The sequence below is a fragment of the Pseudomonas sp. B2M1-30 genome, assembly GCF_025447575.1.
Classification (GTDB): Bacteria; Pseudomonadota; Gammaproteobacteria; order Pseudomonadales; family Pseudomonadaceae; genus Aquipseudomonas; species Aquipseudomonas botevensis.
In genome coordinates this window covers 112,582-136,624 of sequence record NZ_JAOEJT010000013.1, presented here as the reverse complement: position 1 = coordinate 136,624, position 24,043 = coordinate 112,582, and the positions used below count along the sequence as shown (strand labels likewise).

Sequence of the window (24,043 nt, the reverse complement as noted above, 5' to 3'; positions counted from 1 at the left end):
TTCACAGGTAATTGACGATGAATGTCACTTCGGTGTTGGCGCTGCCAGCCTGGGGTTCCTCCTTCCCGAGGCGGTAGTACGCCGCCGTCAAGGGGATTTTGAAGCTCGTGCCGGTGGTGGTGAAGGCATTGAACGGGTAAGTGGTATTCAAGGCCATGGGCTGCCCGACGTCATTCATCAATTGCAGGCCGATGCCCTTGGCGGTGGAACTGTCGTTGAGTGCGACGATGCCTTTCGCCGCATCGATGACCGGGGTGTTGGCCTTGAGCGAGTAGGTCACTTTCTTGATGCCGGTCTGGCACTGGTTCAGGCCGATGTTGAAACGCACCGTGCGAGCGTGTGCGCCAGCTTCGCGAAACTCATTGAGTTGGTAGTCATCGCCCATGGCAACGGGCACGGAAGGGGTCTGGCAGGAGGCCGTATTCACCACCAGGGAGTTGGCAAGGTTGAATCGATTCAGAATCAGCTCGCCTGATTGCAGGGTCCCCAGGCTGCCGGCAGCAACCGTGACATTCGCAGCCAATGGGCCTGACTTGATGATTTCCAGGCGTACCGAGCCCGAGGCGATGCCGTAGCCTTTCGGGCTTATCGCAAACAGCGATGGCTCATAGCGATCCAGCATATCCATCCAGATCCGAAACGAGAGCCCTGTCTTGCCCAAGGGAAAGGTCGTGACGTAACTGGCCGGGGTGCCAAAGGCGGGATTGACCGCCACGCCATATTGCGAAGTCGCCGTGCACCTCCAGTAATGCCACGACGATTGTTGTGCGGTGTCCTGATAGACCACCGTGCCATCAGGCGTATCGGCGGGGATAGAGAGACCACCATTGGCCAGGCTTGCGCCGAAGGAAAGTGTTTGCGTGGAGGGACTGCCGTCGAATGTGCAGTTCGCCGCCAGGGCGTCCGCCGCGCAGGTCAGCAACGTCGCCGTGACCAAGGTGAGCAGGGGGCGTTGCAGTTTTAGACGCTTCATGAAGGGCTGTTCGTGTCGGCCAAAGAGCGCCGTACGTTAAACACGCCGCCTGCCGATGGACATCAGGCAATTCTGAGAAACCTTCTGCTGATCGGCTGATTACCAAGCCTGCTAACTATTCCATTTGACATTCGCTGCCTAGGCAGTAATATTTCGACATACATTCACTGCCTAGGCAGTTATTAGGTGCGCAAATGAAGCATTTCACCCCGGACGGATTCAAACATTGTCATCTCGGCCTGTTGCTGGGCCGGGCCGCGCTGCTCAAGGACAAGATCATCGACATCCACATGGAGCCCCACGGCATCACCGCCGCGCAGTTCAAGGTGTTGATCATCATGGCGCAGTACGGGGTCGATACCCCGGCCGAACTGTGTCGGCACCTGTCCCTGGACAGCGGTTCGATGACGCGCATGCTCGATCGTCTGGAGCAGAAAGACTTCCTGATTCGCCAACGCAGCGAAGGCGACCGCCGTCAGGTGCAGTTGAAGCTGACGGAGCAGGGCCAGCAACTGGCTGATCGCCTGCCGTACATCGGCGCCGACGCGATGAATGAACTGGCCGGTGCGATTACTCCGGACGAGTTGAAAACCCTGGAACACATTCTCAAGAAAATTTTGCTGGCGGCGGGTGACCCGATCACCCTTCTGCGGGTAGGTGAAAAATGAGCAGTAAAACCTTGCGCAGCAGCCTGACGCTGGTGCTGTCGGCGATGATGCTTGCCGGGTGCGCCAACTACAGCGGCCTCGACACCCAAGGCACAAACCTTGATGCCAAGACCCTCAAGACCGGGCAATCGCTCAACGGCGTGACCCTGTCCCCGGCGGCCTGGCCGAAAAGCGACTGGTGGACCAGCCTTGGCGATCCGCAACTCGACGGCCTGATCCGTGAAGCCCTGCGTGACAACCCGGACATGCAGATCGCCGATGCCCGTGCCCATCAGGCCAACGCGGCCGCGTACGCCGCCGATGCCGCGCGTTATCCGACCCTCGACGCCAGCGCCGGCATCAGCCGTTCGCGACTGGCCAAGGATCAGGATCCTCGCGGGCAGGGCGATGCTTACGCCACCGTGCGCAACGTCAGCGCCGGCTTCAATTACAACTTCGACCTCTGGGGCGGCCAGCGTGACGCCTGGGAAGCCGCACTTGGCCAGGCCCGCGCCGTTGAAGTCGACCGCCAGGCCGCGCAATTGACCCTCGCCGCCGACGTGGCCCGGGCCTACAGCGACCTCGGTGAAGCGCACATCGTCTATGACCTGGCCAATGAAGACCTCAAGCGTACCCGCCAGTTGCTCGACCTGAGCCAGCGCCGCTTGAGTTCCGGGATCGACAGCCAGTACCAGTTCCAGCAGACCGAAAGCCTGGAAGCCAGCTCCGAAGCCAGTCAGATCGACGCCGAAAAACGCCTGAACAGCGCGAAAATCGCCTTGGCTGTGTTGCTCGGCAAAGGCCCGGATCGCGGCAACGAAATCGCCCGGCCAAAAGTCCTGCAAGCCAGTGCCGTGGCGTTGCCAACGGTGTTGCCGGCGGAACTGTTGGGACGGCGTCCGGATCTGGTGGCGGCGCGCTGGCGCGTCGAGGCGGCGAGCAAGGACATTGCGGCGGCCAAGACCCAGTTCTATCCCAACCTGAACCTTACGGCGGCCGCCGGTGCCGAATCCTTGTTGGGTGACGCGATGTTCGGCTCGGCCAGTCGCTTCTTCAACATTGCCCCGACCATTTCGGTGCCGATCTTCGATGGTGGACGCCTGCGCGCCAACCTCGACTCGCGCGACGCCGATTACGATCTGGCGGTGGCGCAGTACAACAAAAGCCTGGTGAAAGCCCTCGGCGATGTCAGCGACACCATCAACCAGTTGCGTGACATCGGCCGCCAGATCGGCGCCCAGCAGCACGCGACCGACGTTGCCCAGGATTCCTACAACACCGTCGTCCAGCGTTACGGCTCCGGTATCGGCAACTACCTGGACGTGCTCAGCATCGAGCAGCAATTGCTTCAGGCCCAGCGCCAGTTGGCGACCCTGAATGCCGAGCAGATCGACCTGTCGATTCAACTGATGCAAGCGCTGGGCGGCGGATTCCAGGGGGAACCCCTGACCGCAGCCAACGCCAACCCAGCCACGCTGCACAACTAATTCAAGGTAATTGTCATGGCCACTGCCGAAAACACCCAAACCCAGGAAAACCCGCAAGACGCCGGCAATCCGCGTAAACGCAAAGTGATGCTGCTGGTGCTGGCCCTTGTTGTTGCTCTCGCCGGTGCTGGCGTCTGGGCGTATTACGAGTACATCGGACGCTGGGCCGAAAGCACCGACGACGCCTACGTCAATGGCAACGTGGTGGAGATCACACCGCTGGTCACCGGCACCGTCGTCAGCATTGGCGCCGATGATGGCGATCTGGTGCATGAAGGCCAGGTGCTGATCAACTTCGACCCGAACGACGCCGAAGTCGGTCTGCAGAGTGCCCAGGCCAAACTGGCGCGCACCGTGCGTCAGGTGCGCGGTCTGTACAGCAACGTCGACGGCATGAAGGCTCAGGTCAACGCCCAGCAGGCCGAAGTGCAGAAGGCTCAGGACAACTTCAACCGACGGAAAAATCTCGCCGCCGGCGGGGCGATTTCCCAAGAAGAACTGTCCCACGCCCGTGACGACCTGACCTCGGCGCAAAACGCCCTGGCCAATGCCAAACAACAATTGAAAACCACCAGCGCGCTGGTCGATGACACCGTGGTGTCGTCACACCCCGACGTGATGGCTGCCGCTGCGGAACTGCGTCAGGCGTACCTGAACAACGCTCGTAGCACGCTGATTGCACCGGTCACCGGTTATGTCGCCAAGCGCACCGTGCAACTCGGTCAGCGGGTGCAGCCGGGTACGGCGCTGATGGCAGTGATTCCGCTGGATCAGGTGTGGATCGATGCCAACTTCAAGGAAACCCAACTGCGTGACATGCGCATCGGCCAACCGGTGGACATCGAATCCGACATCTACGGCAGCGACGTGAAATTCCACGGCACCGTCGACAGCCTCGGCGCCGGCACCGGCAGCGCGTTTGCCTTGCTGCCCGCGCAGAACGCCACCGGCAACTGGATCAAGATCGTGCAACGGGTGCCGGTGCGGATTCACGTCAACGCCGAAGAACTGGCCAAACATCCGCTGCGTGTCGGTCTGTCGACCACCGTCGAAGTCAACCTGTATGACCAGAGCGGTCCGGTGCTGGCCCAGCAACCGCCGCAACAGGCCTCGTTCAGCACCAACGTCTACGACCGCCAACTGGCCGAAGCCGACGCCATGATCACCCAGTTGATCCACGACAACAGCGCTGCGGTCAGCAAGACCGCGCAACGCTGATTCGCCGATCCCTTCGCCGCGTACCGTGACGGACGCGGCGCCTGCCGAGTTCCAAAGGATTCGCGATGAGCAATAACGCCTCTTTTTCGCCGCCCAGCCTGGTGCTCAGCACCATCGGCCTGTCGCTGGCGACCTTCATGCAAGTGCTCGACACCACCATCGCCAACGTGGCGCTGCCGACCATTTCCGGCAACCTGGGGGTGAGTTCGGAGCAGGGCACCTGGGTCATCACTTCGTTTGCCGTAAGCAACGCCATCGCGCTGCCGCTGACCGGTTGGTTGAGCCGGCGGTTCGGTGAGGTGAAGCTGTTTCTCTGGGCAACGATCCTGTTCGTTCTGGCGTCGTTCCTGTGCGGCATTTCGACGTCGATGCCGGAACTGATCGGCTTCCGCGTCCTGCAAGGCCTGGTGGCCGGGCCGTTGTACCCGATGACCCAGACACTATTGATCGCGGTTTATCCCCCCGCCAGGCGCGGCATGGCCCTGGCGTTACTGGCGATGGTCACGGTGGTGGCGCCGATTGCCGGGCCGATTCTCGGCGGCTGGATCACCGACAGTTACAGTTGGCCGTGGATTTTCTTCATCAACGTGCCGATCGGGATCTTCGCGGTGATGGTCGTGCGTTCGCAGTTGGCGAAGCGCCCGGTGGTCACCAGTCGTCAACCGATGGACTACGTGGGCCTGATCACGCTGATCATCGGGGTCGGCGCGTTGCAGGTGATCCTCGACAAGGGCAATGACCTGGACTGGTTCGAATCGAACTTCATCCTCATCGGTGCGGCGATTTCGGCGATTGCCCTGGCGGTGTTCGTGATCTGGGAGATGACCGACCGGCATCCGGTGGTCAATCTGCGGCTGTTCGCTTACCGCAACTTCCGCATCGGCACTCTGGTGCTGGTGCTGGGGTATGCCGGATTCTTCGGCATCAACCTGATCCTGCCGCAGTGGTTGCAGACCCAGATGGGCTACACCGCGACCTGGGCCGGGCTGGCGGTGGCGCCGATCGGGATTCTGCCGGTGCTGCTGTCGCCGTTTGTCGGCAAGTACGCGCACAAGTTCGACCTGCGCCTGCTGGCCGGAATTGCATTCCTGGCGATTGGCCTGAGCTGTTTCATGCGCGGGGAATTCACCAACGAGGTGGACTTCCAGCATATCGCGCTGGTGCAACTGTTCATGGGCATCGGCGTGGCGCTGTTCTTCATGCCGACCCTGAGCATCCTGATGTCGGATCTGCCACCGCACCAGATCGCCGACGGCGCGGGCCTGGCAACCTTTCTGCGGACCCTGGGCGGCAGCTTTGCAGCGTCGCTGACCACCTGGATCTGGATCCGTCGGGCCGATCAGCACCACGCCTACATGAGCGAAAGCATCAGCACCTATGAACCGGCGACCCGCGAGGCGCTGAACCAGTTGGGCGGGGCGGGTAACCCCGCGTATGCGCAACTCGATCATGTGCTGACCAGTCAGGCGTACATGCTCTCCACCGTGGATTACTTCACGTTGCTGGGCTGGGGGTTCATGGGCTTGATTCTGATTGTGTGGCTGGCGAAACCGCCGTTTGCGGCGAAGGCGGGGCCGGCGGCGTCCGGGCATTAAGGTGGCAGAGCGCCAAAGCCCGCTCTCCCGGAGGGAGAGGGGGCTGACCCAGGTGTTCTTTCGACGTACGCCGACCTGAAAGTCCTCAGTCGAACTCAGGTTTGAAAAGCACAAGGCTCTGCTCCCTTTCTCACTCGCCCCCTTGGGCGAGAGGGCTGGGGTGAGTGGGGCTTCAGCCGTGCGGCAATCCCAACGGCGGCGCAAAATCAAACGGCGCCAACGCAAACCCGTTCTCATCCACCTGCAGCGCCCATCCCTGACGATCCCAATCCCCCAGCACAATCCGCTTGGCCGCTTGCTCGCCAAGCTGCAACTTGTGGATGGCCGGGCGATGGGTATGCCCGTGAATCAGGGTTTTCACCCCATATTCCTGCATGATCTGCGGAATTACCTCCGGCGTGACATCAACGATGTCATTGGCCTTCATCCGCGTCTGCGCGCGGCTCTCGCTGCGCAGTTTGCGCGCCAGTTTGTGCCGGGTGCGCAAGGGCAGGTGGCGCAGGATGAATAGGGTGATCGGGTTGCGCAGGTAGCGGCGCAGCTTCATATAGGCTTCGTCGCGGGTGCAGAGGCTGTCGCCGTGCATCAGCAGGACGGGCTCGTCGTAAAACTGCACGACACTCGGATCCTTCAGCAGGGTGCAACCGGCCTGTTTGCAGAAGGCCTGGCCCAGCATGAAGTCGCGATTGCCGTGCATCAGAAAAATCGCCGTGCCGCTGTCGCTCAGTTCGCGCAGGGCCTGGCAGATGGAACGCTGGAAAGGGGTCATGGCATCGTCGCCGATCCACGCCTCGAAAAAGTCGCCCAGGATGTACAGCGCACTCGCCGAGCGGGCGCGTCCGGCGAGCAAATCCAGAAACGCCCGGGTGATGTCCGGGCGCTCCTCTTCCAGATGCAAGTCTGAAATCAGCAGTATCACTCAATGATCTCGGCTTTCTCGATGATCACGTCGTCTTTTGGAACGTCCTGGTGGCCTGCCTTGGAAGTGGTGGAAACGCCTTCGATCTTGTCGACAACGTCGGTGCCTTCAACCACTTTGCCGAATACGGCGTAACCCCAGCCCTGGGCGGTCTTGGCGGTGTGGTTGAGGAAGCTGTTGTCGGAGGCGTTGATGAAGAACTGCGCCGATGCCGAATGCGGATCCATGGTACGGGCCATGGCGATGGTGTACTTGTCGTTCTTCAGGCCGTTGTCGGCTTCGTTCTGGATGCTCGGGCTCTTGTCTTTCTTTTCCTGCATGCCAGGCTCGAAACCGCCGCCCTGGATCATGAAGCCCTTGATCACACGGTGGAACACCACGTTCTCGTAATGACCTTTCTTAACGTACTCGATGAAGTTGGCCGCGGTGACCGGGGCTTTTTCAGCGTTCAGTTCGATGACGATGTCACCGTAGTTGGTGGTCAGTTTGACTTGGGTCATGATCGTGCTCTTTATAAGTGAAGCATTTATAAGGAATTCGTGGTTTTGGGACATTCGGCCCCGCAACCGGTTCAGCCTGTTTCGGCCAAGGTGCGCAGTTTAGCGTGACAGACGCGAAATTCGAGGCTGTTTTTCAAAACAGGTGCATTAAACGCACCTGATTTTGGGCCTGCTCTGTCAGCGGCTTGACAGCATCGGCTATGATAGCGGCTTTGTTTTGTCAGGCCCGTGTCCCGGCCGCGCACTGTACGTTCAAGGATCCTATGAGCAAGCCCACTGTCGACCCTACCTCGAATTCCAAGACCGGCCCTGTTACGCCGGTCAATTTCCTGCGCCCGATCATCCAGGCGGATCTGGACTCGGGTAAGCACACGCAGATCGTCACCCGTTTCCCGCCTGAGCCCAACGGCTACCTGCACATCGGCCACGCCAAGTCGATCTGTGTGAACTTCGGCCTGGCCCAGGAGTTCGGCGGCGTCACTCACCTGCGTTTCGACGACACCAACCCGGCCAAGGAAGACCAGGAATACATCGACGCGATCGAAAGCGACGTCAAGTGGCTGGGTTTCGAATGGTCCGGCGAAGTGCGCTACGCCTCGCAATACTTCGACCAGTTGCACGACTGGGCGGTGGAGCTGATCAAGGCCGGCAAGGCCTACGTCGACGACCTGACCCCCGAGCAGGCCAAGGAATACCGTGGCAGCCTGACCGAGCCGGGCAAGAACAGCCCGTTCCGCGACCGTTCGGTGGAAGAGAACCTGGACTGGTTCGCCCGCATGCGCGCCGGTGAGTTCCCGGACGGCGCCCGTGTGCTGCGCGCGAAGATCGACATGGCCTCGCCGAACATGAACCTGCGCGACCCGATCATGTACCGCATCCGCCACGCCCATCACCACCAGACGGGCGACAAATGGTGCATCTACCCGAACTACGACTTCACCCACGGTCAGTCGGACGCCATCGAAGGCATCACCCATTCGATCTGCACCCTGGAGTTCGAAAGCCATCGTCCGCTGTACGAGTGGTTCCTCGAGCACCTGCCGGTGCCGGCCAACCCGCGCCAGTACGAGTTCAGCCGCCTGAACCTGAACTACACCATCACCAGCAAGCGCAAGCTCAAGCAACTGGTTGACGAGAAACACGTCAATGGCTGGGACGACCCGCGCATGTCCACGCTGTCGGGCTTCCGTCGCCGTGGCTACACGCCTGTGTCGATCCGCAACTTCTGCGAGATGGTTGGCACCAACCGCTCCGATGGCGTGGTCGACTACGGCATGCTCGAATTCAGCATCCGCCAAGACCTCGACGCGAACGCCCCGCGCGCCATGTGCGTGCTGCGTCCGTTGAAAGTCGTGATCACCAACTACCCGGAAGACAAGGTCGACAACCTCGAACTGCCACGTCATCCGCAGAAAGAAGAACTCGGCGTGCGCAAACTGCCGTTCGCCCGGGAAATCTACATCGACCGCGACGACTTCATGGAAGAGCCGCCAAAAGGCTACAAGCGCCTGGAACCGGCCGGTGAAGTGCGTCTGCGTGGCAGCTACGTGATCCGTGCCGACGAAGCGATCAAGGACGCCGACGGCAATATCGTCGAGCTGCGTTGCTCCTATGACCCGGACACCCTGGGCAAGAACCCGGAAGGCCGCAAGGTCAAAGGCGTGATCCACTGGGTGCCGGCGGCTGCCAGCGTCGAGTGCGAAGTGCGCCTGTACGATCGCCTGTTCCGTTCTCCGAACCCGGAGAAGGCCGAAGACAGCGCCAGTTTCCTGGACAACATCAACCCTGACTCACTGCAAGTGCTGACCGGTTGTCGTGCCGAACCCTCGCTGGGCGACGCACAGCCGGAAGACCGTTTCCAGTTCGAGCGCGAAGGTTACTTCGTCGCGGATATCAAGGACTCGAAACCGGGCGCGCCGGTATTCAACCGTACCGTGACCCTGCGTGATTCGTGGGGCCAGTGATCAAGTCTCAAGGAAACAACGTGCTTACGATCTACAACACGCTCACCAAGAGCAAAGAAGTCTTCAAGCCGCTGGATGGCAACAAGGTGCGCATGTACGTGTGCGGCATGACCGTGTACGACTTCTGCCACCTCGGCCACGGCCGCAGCATGGTCGCGTTCGACCTGGTGACCCGCTGGTTGCGGTTCAGCGGTTATGACCTGACCTATGTGCGCAACATCACCGACATCGACGACAAGATCATCAACCGGGCCAACGAGAACGGTGAGTCGTTCGAAGCGTTGACCGAGCGCATGATCGCCGCGATGCACGAAGACGAAGCGCGCCTGAACATCCAGAAGCCGGACATGGAACCGCGCGCCACGGATCACATTCCGGGCATGCACGCAATGATCCAGACCCTGATCGACAAGGGCTACGCCTACGCACCGGGCAATGGCGACGTGTACTACCGCGTCGCGAAGTTCATGGGCTACGGCAAGCTGTCGCGCAAGAAGATCGAAGACCTGCGCATCGGTGCGCGGATCGAAGTCGACGAGTCGAAGCAGGATCCGCTGGACTTCGTCCTGTGGAAAGCCGCCAAGCCGGGCGAGCCGAGCTGGGAATCGCCGTGGGGCGCCGGGCGTCCGGGCTGGCACATCGAGTGCTCGGTGATGTCCACCTGCTGCCTCGGCGAGACGTTCGACATTCATGGCGGCGGCAGTGACCTGGAGTTCCCGCACCACGAGAACGAAATCGCCCAGAGCGAAGCGGCCACCGGCAAGACCTACGCCAATGCGTGGATGCATTGCGGCATGATCCGTATCAATGGCGAGAAGATGTCCAAGTCCTTGAACAACTTCTTCACCATTCGCGACGTGCTCGACAAGTACCACCCGGAAGTCGTGCGTTACCTGCTGGTGTCGAGCCACTACCGCAGCGCGATCAACTACTCGGAAGACAACCTCAAGGACGCCAAGGGCGCTCTGGAGCGTTTCTACCACGCGTTGAAAGGCCTGCCGAGTGTGGCGCCGGCCGGTGGCGAGGCGTTCGTCGAGCGTTTCACCACCGTCATGAACGACGACTTCGGTACGCCGGAAGCCTGTGCGGTGCTGTTCGAGATGGTGCGTGAGATCAACCGTCTGCGCGAGAGCGATCTCGATGCGGCGGCCGGTCTGGCGGCGCGTCTGAAAGAGCTGGCAAGCGTGCTGGGTGTGTTGCAACTCGAAGCCGACGACTTCCTGCAAGCGGGCGCCGAAGGGCGCGTCGATGCCGCCGAAGTGGACGCGCTGATTGCCGCGCGCCTGGCGGCACGTGCCGGCAAGGACTGGGCCGAATCCGACCGTATCCGCGACCAGCTCACCGCCATGGGCGTGGTGCTGGAAGACGGCAAGGGCGGGACGACCTGGCGTCTGGCTGACTGATTGCTTGTCTGGCCAAAAAACAAAACCCGCCTTTGTGCGGGTTTTGTTTTTTTCAAAGTCAAAAGTCCTTAACCCTCTCCCTCGGGAGGGGCTGGGCGGGCGGCGTTCCGATGAGGGGAAGGCGGTTCACTCGATCCCAAACTGCCGCAACCGCTTGTAAAGGGTATTGCGACTGACCCCCAACCGCCGTGCCAGATGGGAAATATTCCCCCCGGCCGCCTGCAACTCCCGGCTCAACGCCTCGGCATCATTCAGATCAATCCCCAGTGGTTCTGCCGTCTCCACCGGTTCCATCTCCAGGTCGACAAAAAAGTCATCCGGCAGATGCTCAGGCCGCACCGGCTGCTCTTCGGCCATCGCCAGCGCCACTTGCATCACGCTGCTGACCTGACGCAGATTCCCCGGCCACGGATGACGGCCGAACAACTCCAGCACCTCCCGACTCAGCCCCGCCCATTGCGCAGGTTCGCGATGCTGTTCCCACAGCCGTTTGAACAACGCTTCCTTGTCACTGCGCTCGCGCAGCGGCGGCAATTCCAGGGTGAGCCCGCCGATGCGGTAATACAGATCCTCACGAAACCGCCCCAGTTGTACCTGTTCGCGCAGCGAGCGATTGGTCGCCGAGATGATCCGCAGATCCACCGGGAACAACTCGCTGCTGCCCACCGGTTGCACGCAGCGCTCCTGCAATACCCGCAGCAGGCGGGCCTGGGTTGGCAGCGGCATGTCGCCGATTTCGTCGAGGAACAGCGTGCCTTTGTCCGCCTTGCGGATCAGTCCGATGCTGCCTTTCTGGTTGGCGCCGGTGAACGCGCCTTTCTCATAGCCGAACAGCTCGGACTCCACCAGTTCGGCGGGGATCGCCGCACAGTTCACCGCGATAAACGCCTGTTTGCTGCGGGAGCTGGCCTGATGCAGGGCTTTGACGAAGACTTCCTTGCCGACCCCGGTTTCGCCGTGGATCAGCAATGGAATGTCTTTCTCCAGCAAACGTTCGGCCTGGCGCACGGCTTTTTCCACGCGGCTGTCGCCAAAGTGCAGGGTATTGAGGCTGATCGCCGTCGAGGCCGGGGCTGTGGGCTCCGGAGCTTTTGGCTCCGTGAACACGCGTGCCTGGACCGGTGCCTGTTTCGGCCGTTTCAACAGGCATTGAAAGCGGTTGCGCCCGCAAGTCTGCAAGGCGAACGGCAGGCCGTCGGGCTGGTTGATCAACTCCAGCAACGACACTTTGAACAGACTCTCGATACTGACCCGCGAAAGGCGCACACCGAGCAGGTTGTCCGCGCGGCGGTTGGCGGACAGCACCTGGCCGCTTTCATCGAAGATCAGCAGCCCGGCCCACTGGCTGTCGAGGTTGTTCAATCCGGTGTTGAACGTCAGTTGAAAGTGCTGACCGTGGAACAGGTTGAGGATCAGCCGGTTCTCCACGGTCTGGCTCATCATCTTGACCATGCCGAGGGTGTGGGACGGTGGCAGGTAGCTGTCGCTGGACACGTCGAGCACGGCAATGACCTTGCGCTCGGCATCGAAAATCGGCGCGGCGGAACCGGTCATGAAGCGGTTGGCCTTGAGGAAGTGTTCATCGTGCTCGATATGCACCGCCTGCTCGCAGGCCAGTGCGGTGCCGATCGCGTTGGTGCCGCTGGAGCGCTCCATCCAGCTCGCCCCGGTCTTGAAGCCCCGCGCCAGGTTCGGCTCGATAAAGCGCTGGGTGCCCCATGACGTCAGCACTTGGCCCTGATTGTCGGCCAGCATGATCAGGCAATTGGAGTTGCTCAGGATGTTTTCGTAGTACGGCAGCACTTCCTGATGGGTGGTCTGCACCAGTGAGTGGTGGCTGTCGAGCAACCGCGCGATGCCGGCGGCGGGCAGTTGGTCGAATGACGGCGTGCTTTGGTGATTGAGGCCGAAGGCGCGGCAACGGGACCAGGAGTCCTGGACGATGGCGTCATGGGAAAGCGGCGGGACAGGATCGGCCATGGCAGTCAGCCTCTGAAACAGCATTTTTATTGTTGTTATGCGATCACTGGCGGGAGCGGGCCAGCGGATCCGTGCAAAAAAGCATCGCTAGAGTGTTGTTCACTATTGTTCATTGTCAATCGTTGACCTGTTCAATTGTGTTCAGCAATGAAGGTGCATTCACTGCGTTTTCAGCGCTTTTCACGACAAATCAACGGCTTGGGATTTCTGGCACGAATGTCGCTCTGCTGAACACGTTGCTTGACTCCAATAATAAAAAGGCCGAGCCATGTCACTCACCCTGGAGCACGTCAGCCGTACCGTCGAGGGCCAGACCTGGATCGACGATGCGTGCCTGAAATTCGAACCCGGATCTTTCAACGTTTTGCTCGGGCGCACGCTGTCCGGCAAAACCAGTCTGATGCGCCTGATGGCCGGTCTGGACAAGCCCGACAGCGGCCGCGTCCTGATGAACGGCGTCGACGTCACCCAACACCCGGTGCGTTTGCGCAACGTGTCGATGGTCTATCAGCAGTTCATCAATTACCCGACCATGACGGTGTTCGAGAACATCGCCTCGCCACTGCGTCAGGCCGGGATCTCCAACGAGCAGATCCAGAGCAAGGTGCTGGAAACCGCGAAGATGCTGCGCATCGAGAAGTTCTTGAAGCGCTACCCGCTGGAACTGTCCGGCGGCCAGCAGCAGCGCACCGCCATGGCCCGGGCGCTGGTCAAGGACGCCGAGCTGATTTTGTTCGACGAGCCGCTGGTCAACCTCGACTACAAGCTGCGTGAAGAGCTGCGCCAGGAAATGCGCGAGCTGTTCAAGGCGCGCCACACCATCGCCATCTACGCCACCACCGAACCCAACGAAGCCCTGGCGCTGGGCGGCACCACGACCATCCTCCACGAAGGCCGGGTGATCCAGAGCGGTGTTTCGACCGAGGTCTACAACCAGCCGCAAACGGTGCTGGCGGCGGAGCTGTTCTCCGAGCCGCCAATCAACCTGATGCCCGGGCGGATTGCCGGCAACGAAGTGAGTTTCGCCAACTTCGTACACTTTCCGCTGAACGTCGACCTGCGTCCGGTGGGCGAGGGCGAGTTCCGCTTCGGCGTGCGTCCGAGCCACATCTCGCTGGTGCCGAGCAACGACGACGACCTGGAACTGGCGGTGACCGTCGAAGTGGCGGAGATCAGCGGTTCGGAAACCTTCCTGCATGTGCGCAACGAGCATTTCCTGCTGGTGCTGCATTTGCCCGGTGTTCACGAATACGACGTCGATGCGCCGATCCGCATTTACATCCCGACCCATAAACTGTTTGTGTTCGATGCGCAGGGCCGTCTGGTGCAGGCACCGGGCCGGCGTATCGCGAGGGTTGCCTGATGGCCGAAATCCGTTTGCAGCACCTCGCCCACAGCTATACCAGTACCCCGAGCGGGCCTGAGGATTATGCGATCCGCGAAATGGACCACATCTGGGAGCAGGGCGGCGCTTTCGCGCTGCTCGGGCCGTCGGGTTGTGGCAAGTCGACCTTGCTCAACATCATTTCCGGCCTGCTCAGCCCGTCCCAGGGCCATGTGCTGTTCGACGGCAAAGCGGTCAACGATCTGTCGCCGGAGCAGCGCAACATTGCCCAGGTTTTCCAGTTTCCGGTGGTCTACGACACCATGACCGTGTTCGACAACCTGGCCTTCCCCCTGCGCAATCAGGGCATGGCCGAGGCGAAGGTCCACAGCAAGGTGCAGGAAATCGCCGAAGTCCTCGACCTGCAGAATCTGCTGAGCAAGAAGGCGCGCAACCTCACCGCCGACGAAAAACAGAAAGTCTCCATGGGCCGTGGCCTGGTGCGCGACGACGTCTCGGCGATCCTCTTCGACGAACCGCTGACGGTGATCGACCCGCACCTGAAGTGGAAGCTGCGGCGCAAGCTCAAGCAGATCCACGAGCAGTTCAACATCACCATGGTCTACGTCACCCACGATCAACTGGAAGCCTCGACCTTCGCCGACAAGATCGCGGTGATGTACGGCGGCCAGATCGTTCAGTTCGGCACGCCACGGGAGTTGTTCGAGCGGCCGAGCCACACCTTCGTCGGCTACTTCATCGGCAGTCCCGGCATGAACCTGATCGACGTGGTGCCGCAACCGGGCGGGGTGGGTTTCGCCTCGACCCATTTGCCGTTGTCCGACGCCTTGCAGCGCCATATCGAACACGGCCAGTGGAAAAATCTGAAGGTCGGCATCCGCCCCGAGTTCATCCATGTGTGGGATGAACCCCTCGATGACGCCCTGCGCGCGCGGGTTGTCCATGTCGAAGACCTCGGCACCTACAAGATCATGACCCTGGATCTCGACGGCGCGGTGCTGAAAGTGCGTCTGGCCGAAGACAAACCGGTGCCCCAGGGCACGGCGTACATCAGTTTTCCGGCGCAGTGGCTGATGGTCTATGCCGATGAGTTCCTGCTCGATACCACCACCGACCCTGAGGAGCGGCCATGAACAAGGTGCAGAACAACAAGGCCTGGTGGCTGGTGTTGCCGGTGTTCCTGCTGGTGGCGTTCAGTGCGGTGATCCCGATGATGACCGTGGTCAACTATTCGGTGCAGGACATCTTCGACCAGTCCAGCCGCTACTTCGTCGGTGCCGACTGGTACAAGCAGGTGCTGCTCGATCCGCGTCTGCACGACTCGTTGCTGCGCCAGTTCATCTATTCGGCGTGTGTGCTGCTGATCGAAATCCCGCTGGGCATCGCCATTGCCCTGACCATGCCGACCAAGGGCCGCTGGTCGTCGGTGGTGCTGATCGTCCTGGCGATTCCGCTGCTGATTCCGTGGAACGTGGTCGGCACCATCTGGCAGATCTTCGGCCGCGCCGACATCGGGCTGCTCGGTTCGAGCCTCAATGCCCTGGGCATCAGCTACAACTACGCGGCCAACACCATGGACGCCTGGGTCACGGTGCTGGTGATGGACGTGTGGCACTGGACCTCGCTGGTGGCGCTGCTGTGTTTCTCCGGGCTGCGGGCGATTCCCGATGTGTATTACCAGGCGGCGCGGATCGACCGGGCCTCGAACTGGGCGGTGTTCCGCCACATTCAATTGCCCAAGCTCAAGAGCGTGTTGCTGATCGCGGTGATGCTGCGCTTCATGGACAGCTTCATGATCTACACCGAGCCGTTCGTGCTCACCGGCGGCGGGCCGGGCAACTCCACGACCTTCCTGAGTCAGACCCTGACCCAGATGGCCGTAGGCCAATTCGACCTGGGGCCGGCGGCGGCATTCTCGCTGGTGTACTTCCTGATCATCCTGCTGGTGTCGTGGCTGTTCTATACCGCCATGACCCACAACGATGCCAATCGCTGAGGCCCGGCCATGAACAAGAAAAAGCTGATTCTGCTGCTGGTCTACATCCTGTTCCTGCTGGTGCCGATCTACTGGCTGCTGAACATGTCCTTCAAGAGCAACACCGAAATCCTCGGCGGGCTGACGCTGTTTCCCCAGGACTTCACCTTGAAAAACTACAAGGTGATCTTCACCGATCCGAGCTGGTACACCGGTTATCTCAACTCGCTGTACTACGTCAGCCTGAACACGGTGATTTCCCTGAGCGTGGCGTTGCCGGCGGCCTACGCCTTTTCGCGCTATCGCTTTCTCGGTGACAAGCACCTGTTCTTCTGGCTGCTGACCAACCGCATGGCACCACCGGCGGTGTTCCTGCTGCCGTTCTTCCAGTTGTATTCGTCGATCGGCCTGTTCGACACGCACATCGCAGTGGCGTTGGCGCACTGCCTGTTCAACGTGCCGCTGGCGGTGTGGATTCTTGAAGGGTTCATGTCCGGCGTACCCAAGGAAATCGACGAAACCGCCTACATCGACGGCTACAGTTTTCCCAAGTTCTTCGTGAAGATTTTCATCCCGCTGATCGGCTCCGGCATCGGTGTGACGGCGTTCTTCTGCTTCATGTTTTCCTGGGTCGAACTGTTGCTGGCGCGCACGCTGACCTCGGTCAATGCCAAGCCGATCGCGGCGGTGATGACCCGCACGGTGTCGGCGTCCGGCATCGACTGGGGCGTGCTGGCGGCGGCGGGGGTGTTGACCATCCTGCCGGGCATGCTGGTGATCTGGTTTGTTCGCAACCATGTGGCCAAGGGCTTTGCCCTGGGCCGGGTATGAGGAACTGATGATGGAATGGATGAGCTGGACCGTCCCCACGGCCGCGTTTTTTGGTGTCATCGGTTTGATCCTGGTGGGCATGACCACCTGGGAACTGCGTTCGCCGAGCGTGTTGCGGCGAGGTTTTCTTCCGATTGCCACCACCCGTGGCGATCGCTTGTTTATCGGTCTTCTCGGCAGCGCCTACCTGCATTTGCTGGTAATCGGCGTCACCGACTGGAGCATCTGGGTTGCGTTCGCGTTGTCCCTGGTGTGGCTGTTGGCTGTGATGCGTTGGGGCTAGTCGAATCGCTCGGCAATCTTGCTCCGAAAACCTAACAGGAGGTCTCTATGTTCGATAAGAAAAATAAGCTGCGACATAGCATTTCATTGGCAGCCATGCTGGCACTCAGCGGTTTGAGCGCGTCCGCCTGGGCTGATGCCTACGAAGACGCCGCAAAAAAATGGATCGGCAGTGAATTCAAACCGTCGACCCTGACGGCCGATCAGCAGCTCGAAGAATTGAAGTGGTTCATCAAGGCCGCCGAACCGTTTCGCGGCATGGAAATCAAGGTCGTTTCCGAGACCCTGACCACCCACGAATACGAGTCGAAAGTGCTGGCCAAGGCCTTCACTGAAATCACCGGAATCAAGCTCACCCACGACCTGTTGCAGGAAGGCGACGTGGTGGAAAAGATGCAGACGGTGATGCAGTCGGACAAGAACATCTATGACGGCTGGGTCAATGACTCCGACTTGATCGGTACGCACTTTCGCTATGGCAAGACCGAGTCGATCACCGACCTGATGGCCAACGAAGGCAAGAACTTCACCTCGCCGACCCTGGACATCAAGGACTTCATCGGCATCTCGTTCACCACCGCGCCGGACGGCAAGATCTACCAGTTGCCCGACCAGCAGTTCGCCAACCTGTACTGGTTCCGCGCCGACTGGTTCGAGCGCGCCGACCTGAAAGCCAAGTTCAAGGAAAAGTACGGCTATGATCTGGGCGTCCCGGTGAACTGGTCGGCCTATGAAGACATCGCCAAGTTCTTCAGCGAAGACGTCAAGGAAATCGACGGCAAGCGTGTCTACGGGCACATGGACTACGGCAAGAAAGACCCATCCCTGGGCTGGCGCTTCACCGATGCCTGGTTCTCCATGGCCGGCGGCGGTGACAAAGGCTTGCCCAACGGCTTGCCGGTGGACGAGTGGGGCATTCGCGTCGAGGACTGCCATCCGGTCGGTTCCAGCGTGACCCGTGGTGGTGACACCAACGGCCCGGCGGCAGTCTTCGCCACACAGAAATACGTCGACTGGCTCAAGGCCTACGCGCCACCGGAAGCGGCGGGCATGACCTTCTCCGAATCCGGTCCGGTGCCGTCCCAGGGCAACATCGCCCAGCAGATATTCTGGTACACCGCGTTCACCGCCGACATGACCAAACCGGGGCTGCCGGTGGTCAATGCCGACGGCACGCCGAAATGGCGGATGGCGCCGTCGCCGCGTGGCCCGTACTGGGAAGAGGGGATGAAGCTCGGTTATCAGGACGTGGGTTCGTGGACGTTCATGAAGTCGACGCCTGAGAAACAGAAACTTGCGGCCTGGCTGTATGCGCAGTTCGTGACCTCGAAAACCGTGTCGCTGAAGAAAACCATCGTCGGCCTGACGCCGATTCGCGAGTCGGACATCAACTCGCAAGCCATGACCGACCTGGCGCCGAAACTCGGCGGGCTGGTCGAGTTCTACCGCAGCCCGGCCCGCGTGCAGTGGACGCCGACCGGCACCAACGTGCCGGACTATCCACGTCTGGCGCAGCTGTGGTGGAGCCACATCGCCGAGGCGGCCAGCGGCGAGAAGACTCCGCAGCAGGCCCTCGATGGCCTGGCCAAGGATCAGGACGCGATCATGACCCGTCTCGAGCGCTCCAAGGCCCAGGCCGTTTGCGCACCGAAAATGAACCCAGAACGCGATGCGCAATACTGGTTCGACCAACCGGGCGCGCCAAAACCGAAACTGGCCAACGAGAAGCCGAAAGGCGAGACCGTGAGCTACAACGAACTGCTCAAGTCGTGGGAGGCGGCGCGCAAGTAAGCGTTGATTGGGGATGATGAACGGCACCGTGAGGTGCCGTTTTTTTGTGCCTGTCTTGGCCGGCCCCTTCGCGAGCCAGTCCTTGAATAAACTTCTGCTGAACGACAAGCGCCGCATTACCTTGCCATCCTCAGCCGATAAAACTGAAACAACTCAGTCTGCCCCGGTCGCGCCGCGACGCTGGATTCCAGTCGCAGGCCGAGCCGGGCCGCCAGCCAGTTGACGGCAAGCAACACCGGGGAGTGACCAAACACAAGTACCGTCCCGCCTGGTTCGACACAACGGATCAGTGATTCAAAGATTGTGTGGGCCTGCTGCCGTGTCAGTACCTCGGCATTCAGAAAACGCAGTATCAGCACATCGCAACGAACACCACTGGCGTAGGCATCGCCGGCATCGAGCAGACGAAACTCGACTGGGGTTGCTGCATGCCAGTGCTTGGCATGTTCGATCATCGAAGCCGATCGGTCCGTGCCCAGAAAGCGGCAGTCGGGCAGTGAGTGGGCCAGATGAGCGATGAACCTGCCCGTCGAGCAGGCCGGGTCATAAATCAATGCGCCGGCTGCGACAGTTGTCTGCAACAACCCGGCGCAATGCTCGCGCAAGTGCTGTTCTTGCGCATCCAGTTGCACCGCGAGGCCGTCATGGCAGTGCCAGAACCGGGGCGGGCAAACGGCTTCCTGGCCATCGGCGTCCAGCAACGGAAAGGGAAACTGGATTTCACTGTCAGGCCCTGCCAGCGCGCTTGCGAAGAACGCTGCTTTTGCCTCGGGCGAAACAGGGCGAAAGCAGATCGACAGGCCTTCGTTACTCCACTGCGATTGAACATGCGGCCCCAGCAGCATTGTGGGTTTGAGCACGCTGCTCGCTTGCCAGCGCTGGTGTCGATCCAGTTGCAGGACTTTGCGGCCAACCCAGGTGCGCCCATCCATGCACAGAAAAAACAGGTGATGAAGACCATTGCCCGGTGGCTCGACAAAGTAGCCGAAAGTCCCGGCCGTAAGGATGTGGGGAGACAGGTCACGGGCCAGCGTCAGTTCCCGGAGGTGGTCGATTTCCATGAACGGCTGGCTCATGCGACGCTCCTCTGCAAACGGCGACCACGGGTCTGCGGGATGACCACGTTACCGCCAGAAACCACGAAGAAGCGTTCCAGTCCGGGGATCACCACGTTCAGCAGGGTTGTACCGAGTCGGGTTCGTTCCAGGATCGTCGCCCCCACTGTACGACCGTGACTCTGCACGTCTTGCAGCAGACGATAGACCTGCTCCTCCACCGGCAAGTCTTCGCTGCTATCGGGCAGTCTCACCTCATGTTGCGGGCACCGATCCAGCAAGACTCGCGGATCGAACCGGGCACAGCGCAGCAGGCGCGGGAATGGCTGCAGGTGGCGCAGGGCATTGTCCAGGGTTTGCCGATATTCCGGCTCTGCGGCAGCGAGCCGCAATTGCACCAGTTCGCTGAGCGCACGCCACGCTGCATGGCGCGCATCGAGGGAGCAACCGCTGCCGAACACCCTTGGATGAGCGCCAGAGGCTGCCGAGAACGCCAGAAAGGTGCGTGCCAGGAATTCGCTGCTGATATCCACCAGCACGATTTCGCTGCCGATTTCCTTCTCGGCGTCGGCCCACAATCGCCCCAGGCTGTCATCCTCATGCGGGCGCGCGACCCGTCGCAGGGGCGGGCGGTGTTCGTAGTAAAAATGCCTGAGCAGAAACAGCGACACGGCATCGCGCTCGATGCACTCGTTGGCCCCATGCAGCAGCGCTTCTTGGTAACTGGCGCCAATGGCGGTGCCGCTGTTGCTCGCGTAACGCTGCACGGCGCGATAGTCCACGGTGTCGTGTGGCAGGCGCGGGGGGGAACAGTTCGGCGCGATCAATGCCACCGGATAGGAAAAGATGTCGTGCCACAGCGGGCAGACGTAGGTTCGACAAGCGATGCGCGCGTCGGGCAGGACGGTCATCCGTTGCAGCAGCGAGTCGTCGGCAAACATCGGCGTGTCGGTGAAATAGTGTGCCGCCTCGTAGTGGATATCGCGCGTACACAACGAGTCTGCCCAATAGTGTTCGAGTGCTTCGTAAAGTGCGCCCAAACGTGCCTGACCTGCATAGCCTTTGCCGGAACCTCGGGCCAGTCGATTGTCGCTGCCGTGAAGGCTGGCTTGCACGGCTAGTACCTTGCTGCCGAGTGTGCGGGTCGTCGCCGTCAGACCGAGGCGCGAAAGCTCGGCGCGAATCCGTTGCTCGGCCTGATGTGCCGTCAGCTCGCGCTCGGCGATCCTTGTCTTGTCCATGAGTCCCTTCCTGTAAAGCCAACGGGGGCGCGAGGCCCCCGTTGTGCTTGTCACTCGACGGTCAGTTCCGCCAGCTCTTCCTCACTCAGTTGCAGCGCTTCGATCTGCTCGGACGAGGGGATTTCCTGTTCGTCGAGGTCATCGAGGTGGTTACCGTTCCAGCTACCCATGTATCCCATTGGTGCGTTCCTTCTAGATGGTTGTTGGTGTGCGCCGTTTTCAGCACGAGCCGAATCTAAAAGCGCTGCGTCGTCGGGGTCAAAAGTGTCCGGAGGTTTCCGCACGCGGCTTTTGCCTATGTCGAAATACGTACTGGCAAACCGTGAATTGACGATCTCGAACAGCCGGGTGCGCTTGCTCGCGATCAGGCTGAACACCGCATGAAAAGCGCTTTTCAGGGGAGTGATGAAGAGCAGAGGTATCAGCCGGGATGCGGCCCGATCGCCACTCGCTGGAGCGGAACGATTAACCGCAGGCCGGGTTTTGTTTCCCCGGCGCGTCAGATATTTCAGCAGAAGGTTGCCGCACAATCGCACCGATGGACTTGTTCACTCTCCATCGGAGCCATTGCGCGGTGACTTTTCCTATAACGATCAAGCACTCGCTACGCCGTGTTTTCAGGTTTTAGGGAAGGCCAGTCTGAACACGGTCATCTCGCCCGGCTGACTTTCAACCTGCGCGACACCTTTGTGCAGGCTCATGATCGAACGGACGATGGCCAGCCCCAGCCCGGTGCTGCCTTGCGAACGGGTACGGCTGCTGTCGACCCGGTAGAAGCGGTCGAACAGATGTGGCAGGTGCTGCGCCTCGATACCGACGCCGGGATTGCTGACAAACAGTGAAACCTGGGTGGCTCCGGATTCGATTATCAGCGACACCGTATTCCCCGGAGGACAGTGGCGCAGGGCATTGGACAGCAGGTTCGAGATCGCCCGCTGGATCATCAGACGATCCCCGGACACCTGCGCGCTGCCGACCACACTCAGACGGATCTGCTTGTCCTGTGCCGACAGGGCGAACAGCTCGACCACTTTCAATACTTCATCTTCCAGGGTAATCGACTCGAAAGGCGCATGGGCCGTCGGGTGGCTGGCCTGGGCCAGAAACAGCATGTCCGAGACGATTCGCGCGACCCGCTCAAGCTCTTCGATGCACGACACCAGTACGTTTTTGTATTCCTCGGTCGTGCGCTCCCGGGACAGCGTCACCTGCGCCTTGCCCATCAGGTTGTTGATCGGCGTGCGCAGTTCATGGGCCAGGTCGTCGGAGAACTGCGACAGTTGCTGCACCCCCGCATCGAGGCGATGCAGCATGACGTTGATGCCCAGCGCCAGTTCGCTGAGTTCCTGAGGCATGTTCACCGCTGACAGGCGATGGTCGAGGTCCTGGGTGGTGACCCGCGCTGCAACTTTGCGGAATTCGCGCAGCGGCGCCAATCCTCGCTGCACGGCGCCCCAGGCACTGAGGCCGATGAAGATCAGCAGCAACGGCAGCGCCAGCAGGGTTGAGCGCAGATAGGCGCTGAGCAGTGCCTGATCGTGGGCATTGTCGGTCGACAGCAGCACCGGCACGCGGGTCCCGTCCTTGAGACGGATCAGTCTCGACGCGGTGAGGAATTTCGTGCCCTCGGTGTCGGTGTTGCTGGTGTAGGCCAGTTGTTCGGTGGTCGCCCGTATGGCTTTCAGTTCCAGACGCGGGTCACTCATGCCCGCGCCGGACTTGAGCAGCGGCGTGCGCAAATTGTCCTGGTCGTAAATGGTCAGCGTGAGGTTGTCGTGGCCCATGACCTGATCGAGCAGAATGTGCGGTTTGGTGCGGATTTCACTGGCATCGGCGTACAGCTTCAGGCTGTGTTCGACCTGCTCGATCTTCTTCTCAAGGCTGTCTCTGGAGAGTGCGTTCAGCTCATGAGTCAGGGCGAAATAAGCGAGGATCGCCACGAACACCACCAGCAACGCGCCGAGAATGCTCACCGTCAGACCCAGGCGCAGGGACAGGCTGGCCGGCTTCATTCCCGTGCCTCCAGCACATAACCGACGCCGCGCAGGGTGTGGATCAGTTTGTGCTCGAACGGGTCGTCGATCTTGGCCCGCAGACGCCGGATCGAGACTTCGACCACGTTGGTGTCGCAGTCGAAGTTCATGTCCCATACCAGCGAGATGATCTGGGTGCGGGTCAGCACCTCGCCGGACTGGCGCATCAGCAGGTGCAGCAGAGCGAATTCCTTGGTGGTCAGGTCGATGCGTTGCTCGCCGCGAAACGCCCGGTGCCGCCCAGGATCAAGCTCCAGATCGGCGACCTTGAGCACCTGCGGCACCGGTATGTTTTCGCTGCGGCGCATCAGTGTGCGCACCCGCGCCAGCAGTTCCGGAAACTCGAACGGCTTGACCAGATAATCGTCGGCGCCCAGATCCAGACCACGGATCTTGTCGGCCAGACGCCCGCGTGCGGTGAGCATCATGACCCGGGTCGAGTGGGTACGGCGCAACTGTTCCAGCACGGCCCAGCCGTCCAGTTCCGGCAGGTTCACGTCGAGGATGATCAGGTCATAGACCTGCTGGCGGGCCAGATGCAGGCCATCGGCACCGGTTGCCGCGCGGTCAACGATATAACCACTTTCCGTCAATCCCTGATGCAAGTATTCGGCAGTTTTAAGCTCGTCCTCAACGACAAGGATTCGCATGATTTATCACCACTTTATTTAATAGTTACGTAATTAAGAGGGGCGGAAAAGTTGTTGGTTTTGTAAGGTCTTCCGGAGGTTATTCAATAACTGGCAAGCGATTTTAAAGTTGCCGGATCATGTAGGTTCTTCACTTGGGTGACATGCACGGTAA

At 60.7% G+C, this 24,043-nt stretch carries 21 protein-coding genes; 12 read left to right on the top strand and 9 right to left on the bottom strand.

Annotated features, from left to right (window positions below; translation table 11 throughout):
* Position 1: 1 nt before the first annotated feature.
* Positions 2–973: a fimbrial protein gene (locus N8H74_RS23020; protein ID WP_262150533.1), complete on the bottom strand. Its 972-nt coding sequence runs from the start codon at positions 971–973 to the stop codon at positions 2–4.
* Positions 974–1,167: 194 nt separating this feature from the next.
* Here N8H74_RS23020 and N8H74_RS23015 point away from each other — a divergent pair, with 194 nt between their 5' ends.
* The 4 genes from N8H74_RS23015 to N8H74_RS23000 all read left to right on the top strand — a co-directional run bounded on the left by N8H74_RS23015 (position 1,168) and on the right by N8H74_RS23000 (position 5,920).
* Positions 1,168–1,641, top strand: a complete 474-nt coding sequence (locus tag N8H74_RS23015) for a MarR family transcriptional regulator (RefSeq protein ID WP_262150531.1) — start codon at positions 1,168–1,170, stop codon at positions 1,639–1,641.
* On the top strand, positions 1,638–3,107 hold the full coding sequence (locus N8H74_RS23010; RefSeq protein WP_262150530.1) for an efflux transporter outer membrane subunit: 1,470 nt from the start codon (positions 1,638–1,640) through the stop codon (positions 3,105–3,107). The genes N8H74_RS23015 and N8H74_RS23010 overlap by 4 nt, the downstream gene beginning before the upstream one ends.
* Before the next feature lie 15 nt (positions 3,108–3,122).
* A complete protein-coding gene (locus N8H74_RS23005) occupies positions 3,123–4,325 on the top strand; it encodes an efflux RND transporter periplasmic adaptor subunit (RefSeq protein WP_262150528.1) in 1,203 nt (400 codons plus the stop codon).
* A 65-nt stretch (positions 4,326–4,390) separates the two neighbouring features.
* On the top strand, positions 4,391–5,920 hold the full coding sequence (locus N8H74_RS23000; RefSeq protein WP_262150527.1) for a DHA2 family efflux MFS transporter permease subunit: 1,530 nt from the start codon (positions 4,391–4,393) through the stop codon (positions 5,918–5,920).
* A 172-nt stretch (positions 5,921–6,092) separates the two neighbouring features.
* On the opposite strand, the gene lpxH is transcribed toward N8H74_RS23000, so the two are convergent.
* The gene (gene lpxH / locus N8H74_RS22995; protein WP_262150526.1) at positions 6,093–6,839 is read right to left on the bottom strand and encodes a UDP-2,3-diacylglucosamine diphosphatase; all 747 of its coding nucleotides are present in this window, start codon (positions 6,837–6,839) and stop codon (positions 6,093–6,095) included.
* On the bottom strand, positions 6,836–7,339 hold the full coding sequence (locus N8H74_RS22990) for a peptidylprolyl isomerase (RefSeq protein ID WP_217830497.1): 504 nt from the start codon (positions 7,337–7,339) through the stop codon (positions 6,836–6,838). The genes lpxH and N8H74_RS22990 overlap by 4 nt, the downstream gene beginning before the upstream one ends.
* 263 nt (positions 7,340–7,602) lie before the next feature.
* Here N8H74_RS22990 and N8H74_RS22985 point away from each other — a divergent pair, with 263 nt between their 5' ends.
* Together N8H74_RS22985 and cysS are read left to right on the top strand one after the other, a co-directional pair.
* Positions 7,603–9,303: a glutamine--tRNA ligase/YqeY domain fusion protein gene (locus N8H74_RS22985; RefSeq protein WP_217830496.1), complete on the top strand. Its 1,701-nt coding sequence runs from the start codon at positions 7,603–7,605 to the stop codon at positions 9,301–9,303.
* A 20-nt stretch (positions 9,304–9,323) separates the two neighbouring features.
* Positions 9,324–10,706 (top strand): cysteine--tRNA ligase, encoded by a 1,383-nt coding sequence (cysS, locus tag N8H74_RS22980; protein WP_217830495.1) that lies wholly within the window; start codon positions 9,324–9,326, stop codon positions 10,704–10,706.
* A 126-nt stretch (positions 10,707–10,832) separates the two neighbouring features.
* Here cysS and N8H74_RS22975 read toward each other — a convergent pair whose 3' ends face one another.
* Positions 10,833–12,686: a sigma-54-dependent Fis family transcriptional regulator gene (locus N8H74_RS22975; protein WP_262150523.1), complete on the bottom strand. Its 1,854-nt coding sequence runs from the start codon at positions 12,684–12,686 to the stop codon at positions 10,833–10,835.
* Positions 12,687–12,954: 268 nt separating this feature from the next.
* Here N8H74_RS22975 and N8H74_RS22970 point away from each other — a divergent pair, with 268 nt between their 5' ends.
* The 6 genes from N8H74_RS22970 to N8H74_RS22945 are packed head-to-tail and all read left to right on the top strand — an operon-like array spanning position 12,955 to position 18,910.
* Positions 12,955–14,049, top strand: coding sequence for an ABC transporter ATP-binding protein (locus N8H74_RS22970; protein ID WP_262150521.1), 1,095 nt, complete (start codon positions 12,955–12,957; stop codon positions 14,047–14,049).
* Positions 14,049–15,164: an ABC transporter ATP-binding protein gene (locus N8H74_RS22965; protein ID WP_217830492.1), complete on the top strand. Its 1,116-nt coding sequence runs from the start codon at positions 14,049–14,051 to the stop codon at positions 15,162–15,164. Before N8H74_RS22970 ends, N8H74_RS22965 begins: the two co-directional genes overlap by 1 nt.
* Positions 15,161–16,027 (top strand): sugar ABC transporter permease, encoded by an 867-nt coding sequence (locus N8H74_RS22960; protein ID WP_217830491.1) that lies wholly within the window; start codon positions 15,161–15,163, stop codon positions 16,025–16,027. The genes N8H74_RS22965 and N8H74_RS22960 overlap by 4 nt, the downstream gene beginning before the upstream one ends.
* 9 nt (positions 16,028–16,036) lie before the next feature.
* Positions 16,037–16,837, top strand: a complete 801-nt coding sequence (locus N8H74_RS22955) for a carbohydrate ABC transporter permease (protein ID WP_217830490.1) — start codon at positions 16,037–16,039, stop codon at positions 16,835–16,837.
* Between the two features lie 10 nt (positions 16,838–16,847).
* Positions 16,848–17,120: a DUF2160 domain-containing protein gene (locus N8H74_RS22950; protein ID WP_056854889.1), complete on the top strand. Its 273-nt coding sequence runs from the start codon at positions 16,848–16,850 to the stop codon at positions 17,118–17,120.
* A 47-nt stretch (positions 17,121–17,167) separates the two neighbouring features.
* Positions 17,168–18,910, top strand: coding sequence for an ABC transporter substrate-binding protein (locus N8H74_RS22945; RefSeq protein WP_217830489.1), 1,743 nt, complete (start codon positions 17,168–17,170; stop codon positions 18,908–18,910).
* A gap of 116 nt (positions 18,911–19,026) precedes the next feature.
* On the opposite strand, the gene N8H74_RS22940 is transcribed toward N8H74_RS22945, so the two are convergent.
* The 5 genes from N8H74_RS22940 to N8H74_RS22920 all read right to left on the bottom strand — a co-directional run bounded on the left by N8H74_RS22940 (position 19,027) and on the right by N8H74_RS22920 (position 23,889).
* Positions 19,027–19,986, bottom strand: a complete 960-nt coding sequence (locus N8H74_RS22940; RefSeq protein ID WP_262150514.1) for a class I SAM-dependent methyltransferase — start codon at positions 19,984–19,986, stop codon at positions 19,027–19,029.
* On the bottom strand, positions 19,983–21,206 hold the full coding sequence (locus N8H74_RS22935; protein ID WP_262150512.1) for a YcaO-like family protein: 1,224 nt from the start codon (positions 21,204–21,206) through the stop codon (positions 19,983–19,985). The genes N8H74_RS22940 and N8H74_RS22935 overlap by 4 nt, the downstream gene beginning before the upstream one ends.
* A 50-nt stretch (positions 21,207–21,256) precedes the next feature.
* A complete protein-coding gene (locus tag N8H74_RS22930) occupies positions 21,257–21,385 on the bottom strand; it encodes a hypothetical protein (protein ID WP_262150510.1) in 129 nt (42 codons plus the stop codon).
* Between the two features lie 438 nt (positions 21,386–21,823).
* Positions 21,824–23,218: a heavy metal sensor histidine kinase gene (locus N8H74_RS22925; RefSeq protein WP_262150508.1), complete on the bottom strand. Its 1,395-nt coding sequence runs from the start codon at positions 23,216–23,218 to the stop codon at positions 21,824–21,826.
* The gene (locus N8H74_RS22920; RefSeq protein ID WP_217830485.1) at positions 23,215–23,889 is read right to left on the bottom strand and encodes a heavy metal response regulator transcription factor; all 675 of its coding nucleotides are present in this window, start codon (positions 23,887–23,889) and stop codon (positions 23,215–23,217) included. The genes N8H74_RS22925 and N8H74_RS22920 overlap by 4 nt, the downstream gene beginning before the upstream one ends.
* Positions 23,890–24,043 lie beyond the last annotated feature (154 nt).

Excerpts from the sequence above, each read along its gene's own strand:
- N8H74_RS22925 (WP_262150508.1), bottom strand. The coding sequence starts at position 23,218 with ATGAAGCCGGCCAGCCTGTCCCTGCGCCTGGGTCTGACGGTGAGCATT.
- N8H74_RS22935 (WP_262150512.1), bottom strand. The coding sequence starts at position 21,206 with ATGGACAAGACAAGGATCGCCGAGCGCGAGCTGACGGCACATCAGGCC.
- N8H74_RS22920 (WP_217830485.1), bottom strand. The coding sequence starts at position 23,889 with ATGCGAATCCTTGTCGTTGAGGACGAGCTTAAAACTGCCGAATACTTG.
- N8H74_RS22945 (WP_217830489.1), top strand. The coding sequence starts at position 17,168 with ATGTTCGATAAGAAAAATAAGCTGCGACATAGCATTTCATTGGCAGCC.
- N8H74_RS22955 (WP_217830490.1), top strand. The coding sequence starts at position 16,037 with ATGAACAAGAAAAAGCTGATTCTGCTGCTGGTCTACATCCTGTTCCTG.
- N8H74_RS23010 (WP_262150530.1), top strand. The coding sequence starts at position 1,638 with ATGAGCAGTAAAACCTTGCGCAGCAGCCTGACGCTGGTGCTGTCGGCG.
- N8H74_RS23015 (WP_262150531.1), top strand. The coding sequence starts at position 1,168 with ATGAAGCATTTCACCCCGGACGGATTCAAACATTGTCATCTCGGCCTG.
- N8H74_RS22930 (WP_262150510.1), bottom strand. The coding sequence starts at position 21,385 with ATGGGATACATGGGTAGCTGGAACGGTAACCACCTCGATGACCTCGAC.
- N8H74_RS22960 (WP_217830491.1), top strand. The coding sequence starts at position 15,161 with ATGAACAAGGTGCAGAACAACAAGGCCTGGTGGCTGGTGTTGCCGGTG.
- N8H74_RS22970 (WP_262150521.1), top strand. The coding sequence starts at position 12,955 with ATGTCACTCACCCTGGAGCACGTCAGCCGTACCGTCGAGGGCCAGACC.
- N8H74_RS23000 (WP_262150527.1), top strand. The coding sequence starts at position 4,391 with ATGAGCAATAACGCCTCTTTTTCGCCGCCCAGCCTGGTGCTCAGCACC.
- N8H74_RS23020 (WP_262150533.1), bottom strand. The coding sequence starts at position 973 with ATGAAGCGTCTAAAACTGCAACGCCCCCTGCTCACCTTGGTCACGGCG.
- N8H74_RS22975 (WP_262150523.1), bottom strand. The coding sequence starts at position 12,686 with ATGGCCGATCCTGTCCCGCCGCTTTCCCATGACGCCATCGTCCAGGAC.
- N8H74_RS22965 (WP_217830492.1), top strand. The coding sequence starts at position 14,049 with ATGGCCGAAATCCGTTTGCAGCACCTCGCCCACAGCTATACCAGTACC.
- N8H74_RS22950 (WP_056854889.1), top strand. The coding sequence starts at position 16,848 with ATGGAATGGATGAGCTGGACCGTCCCCACGGCCGCGTTTTTTGGTGTC.
- N8H74_RS22940 (WP_262150514.1), bottom strand. The coding sequence starts at position 19,986 with ATGAGCCAGCCGTTCATGGAAATCGACCACCTCCGGGAACTGACGCTG.
- N8H74_RS22990 (WP_217830497.1), bottom strand. The coding sequence starts at position 7,339 with ATGACCCAAGTCAAACTGACCACCAACTACGGTGACATCGTCATCGAA.
- N8H74_RS22985 (WP_217830496.1), top strand. The coding sequence starts at position 7,603 with ATGAGCAAGCCCACTGTCGACCCTACCTCGAATTCCAAGACCGGCCCT.
- N8H74_RS23005 (WP_262150528.1), top strand. The coding sequence starts at position 3,123 with ATGGCCACTGCCGAAAACACCCAAACCCAGGAAAACCCGCAAGACGCC.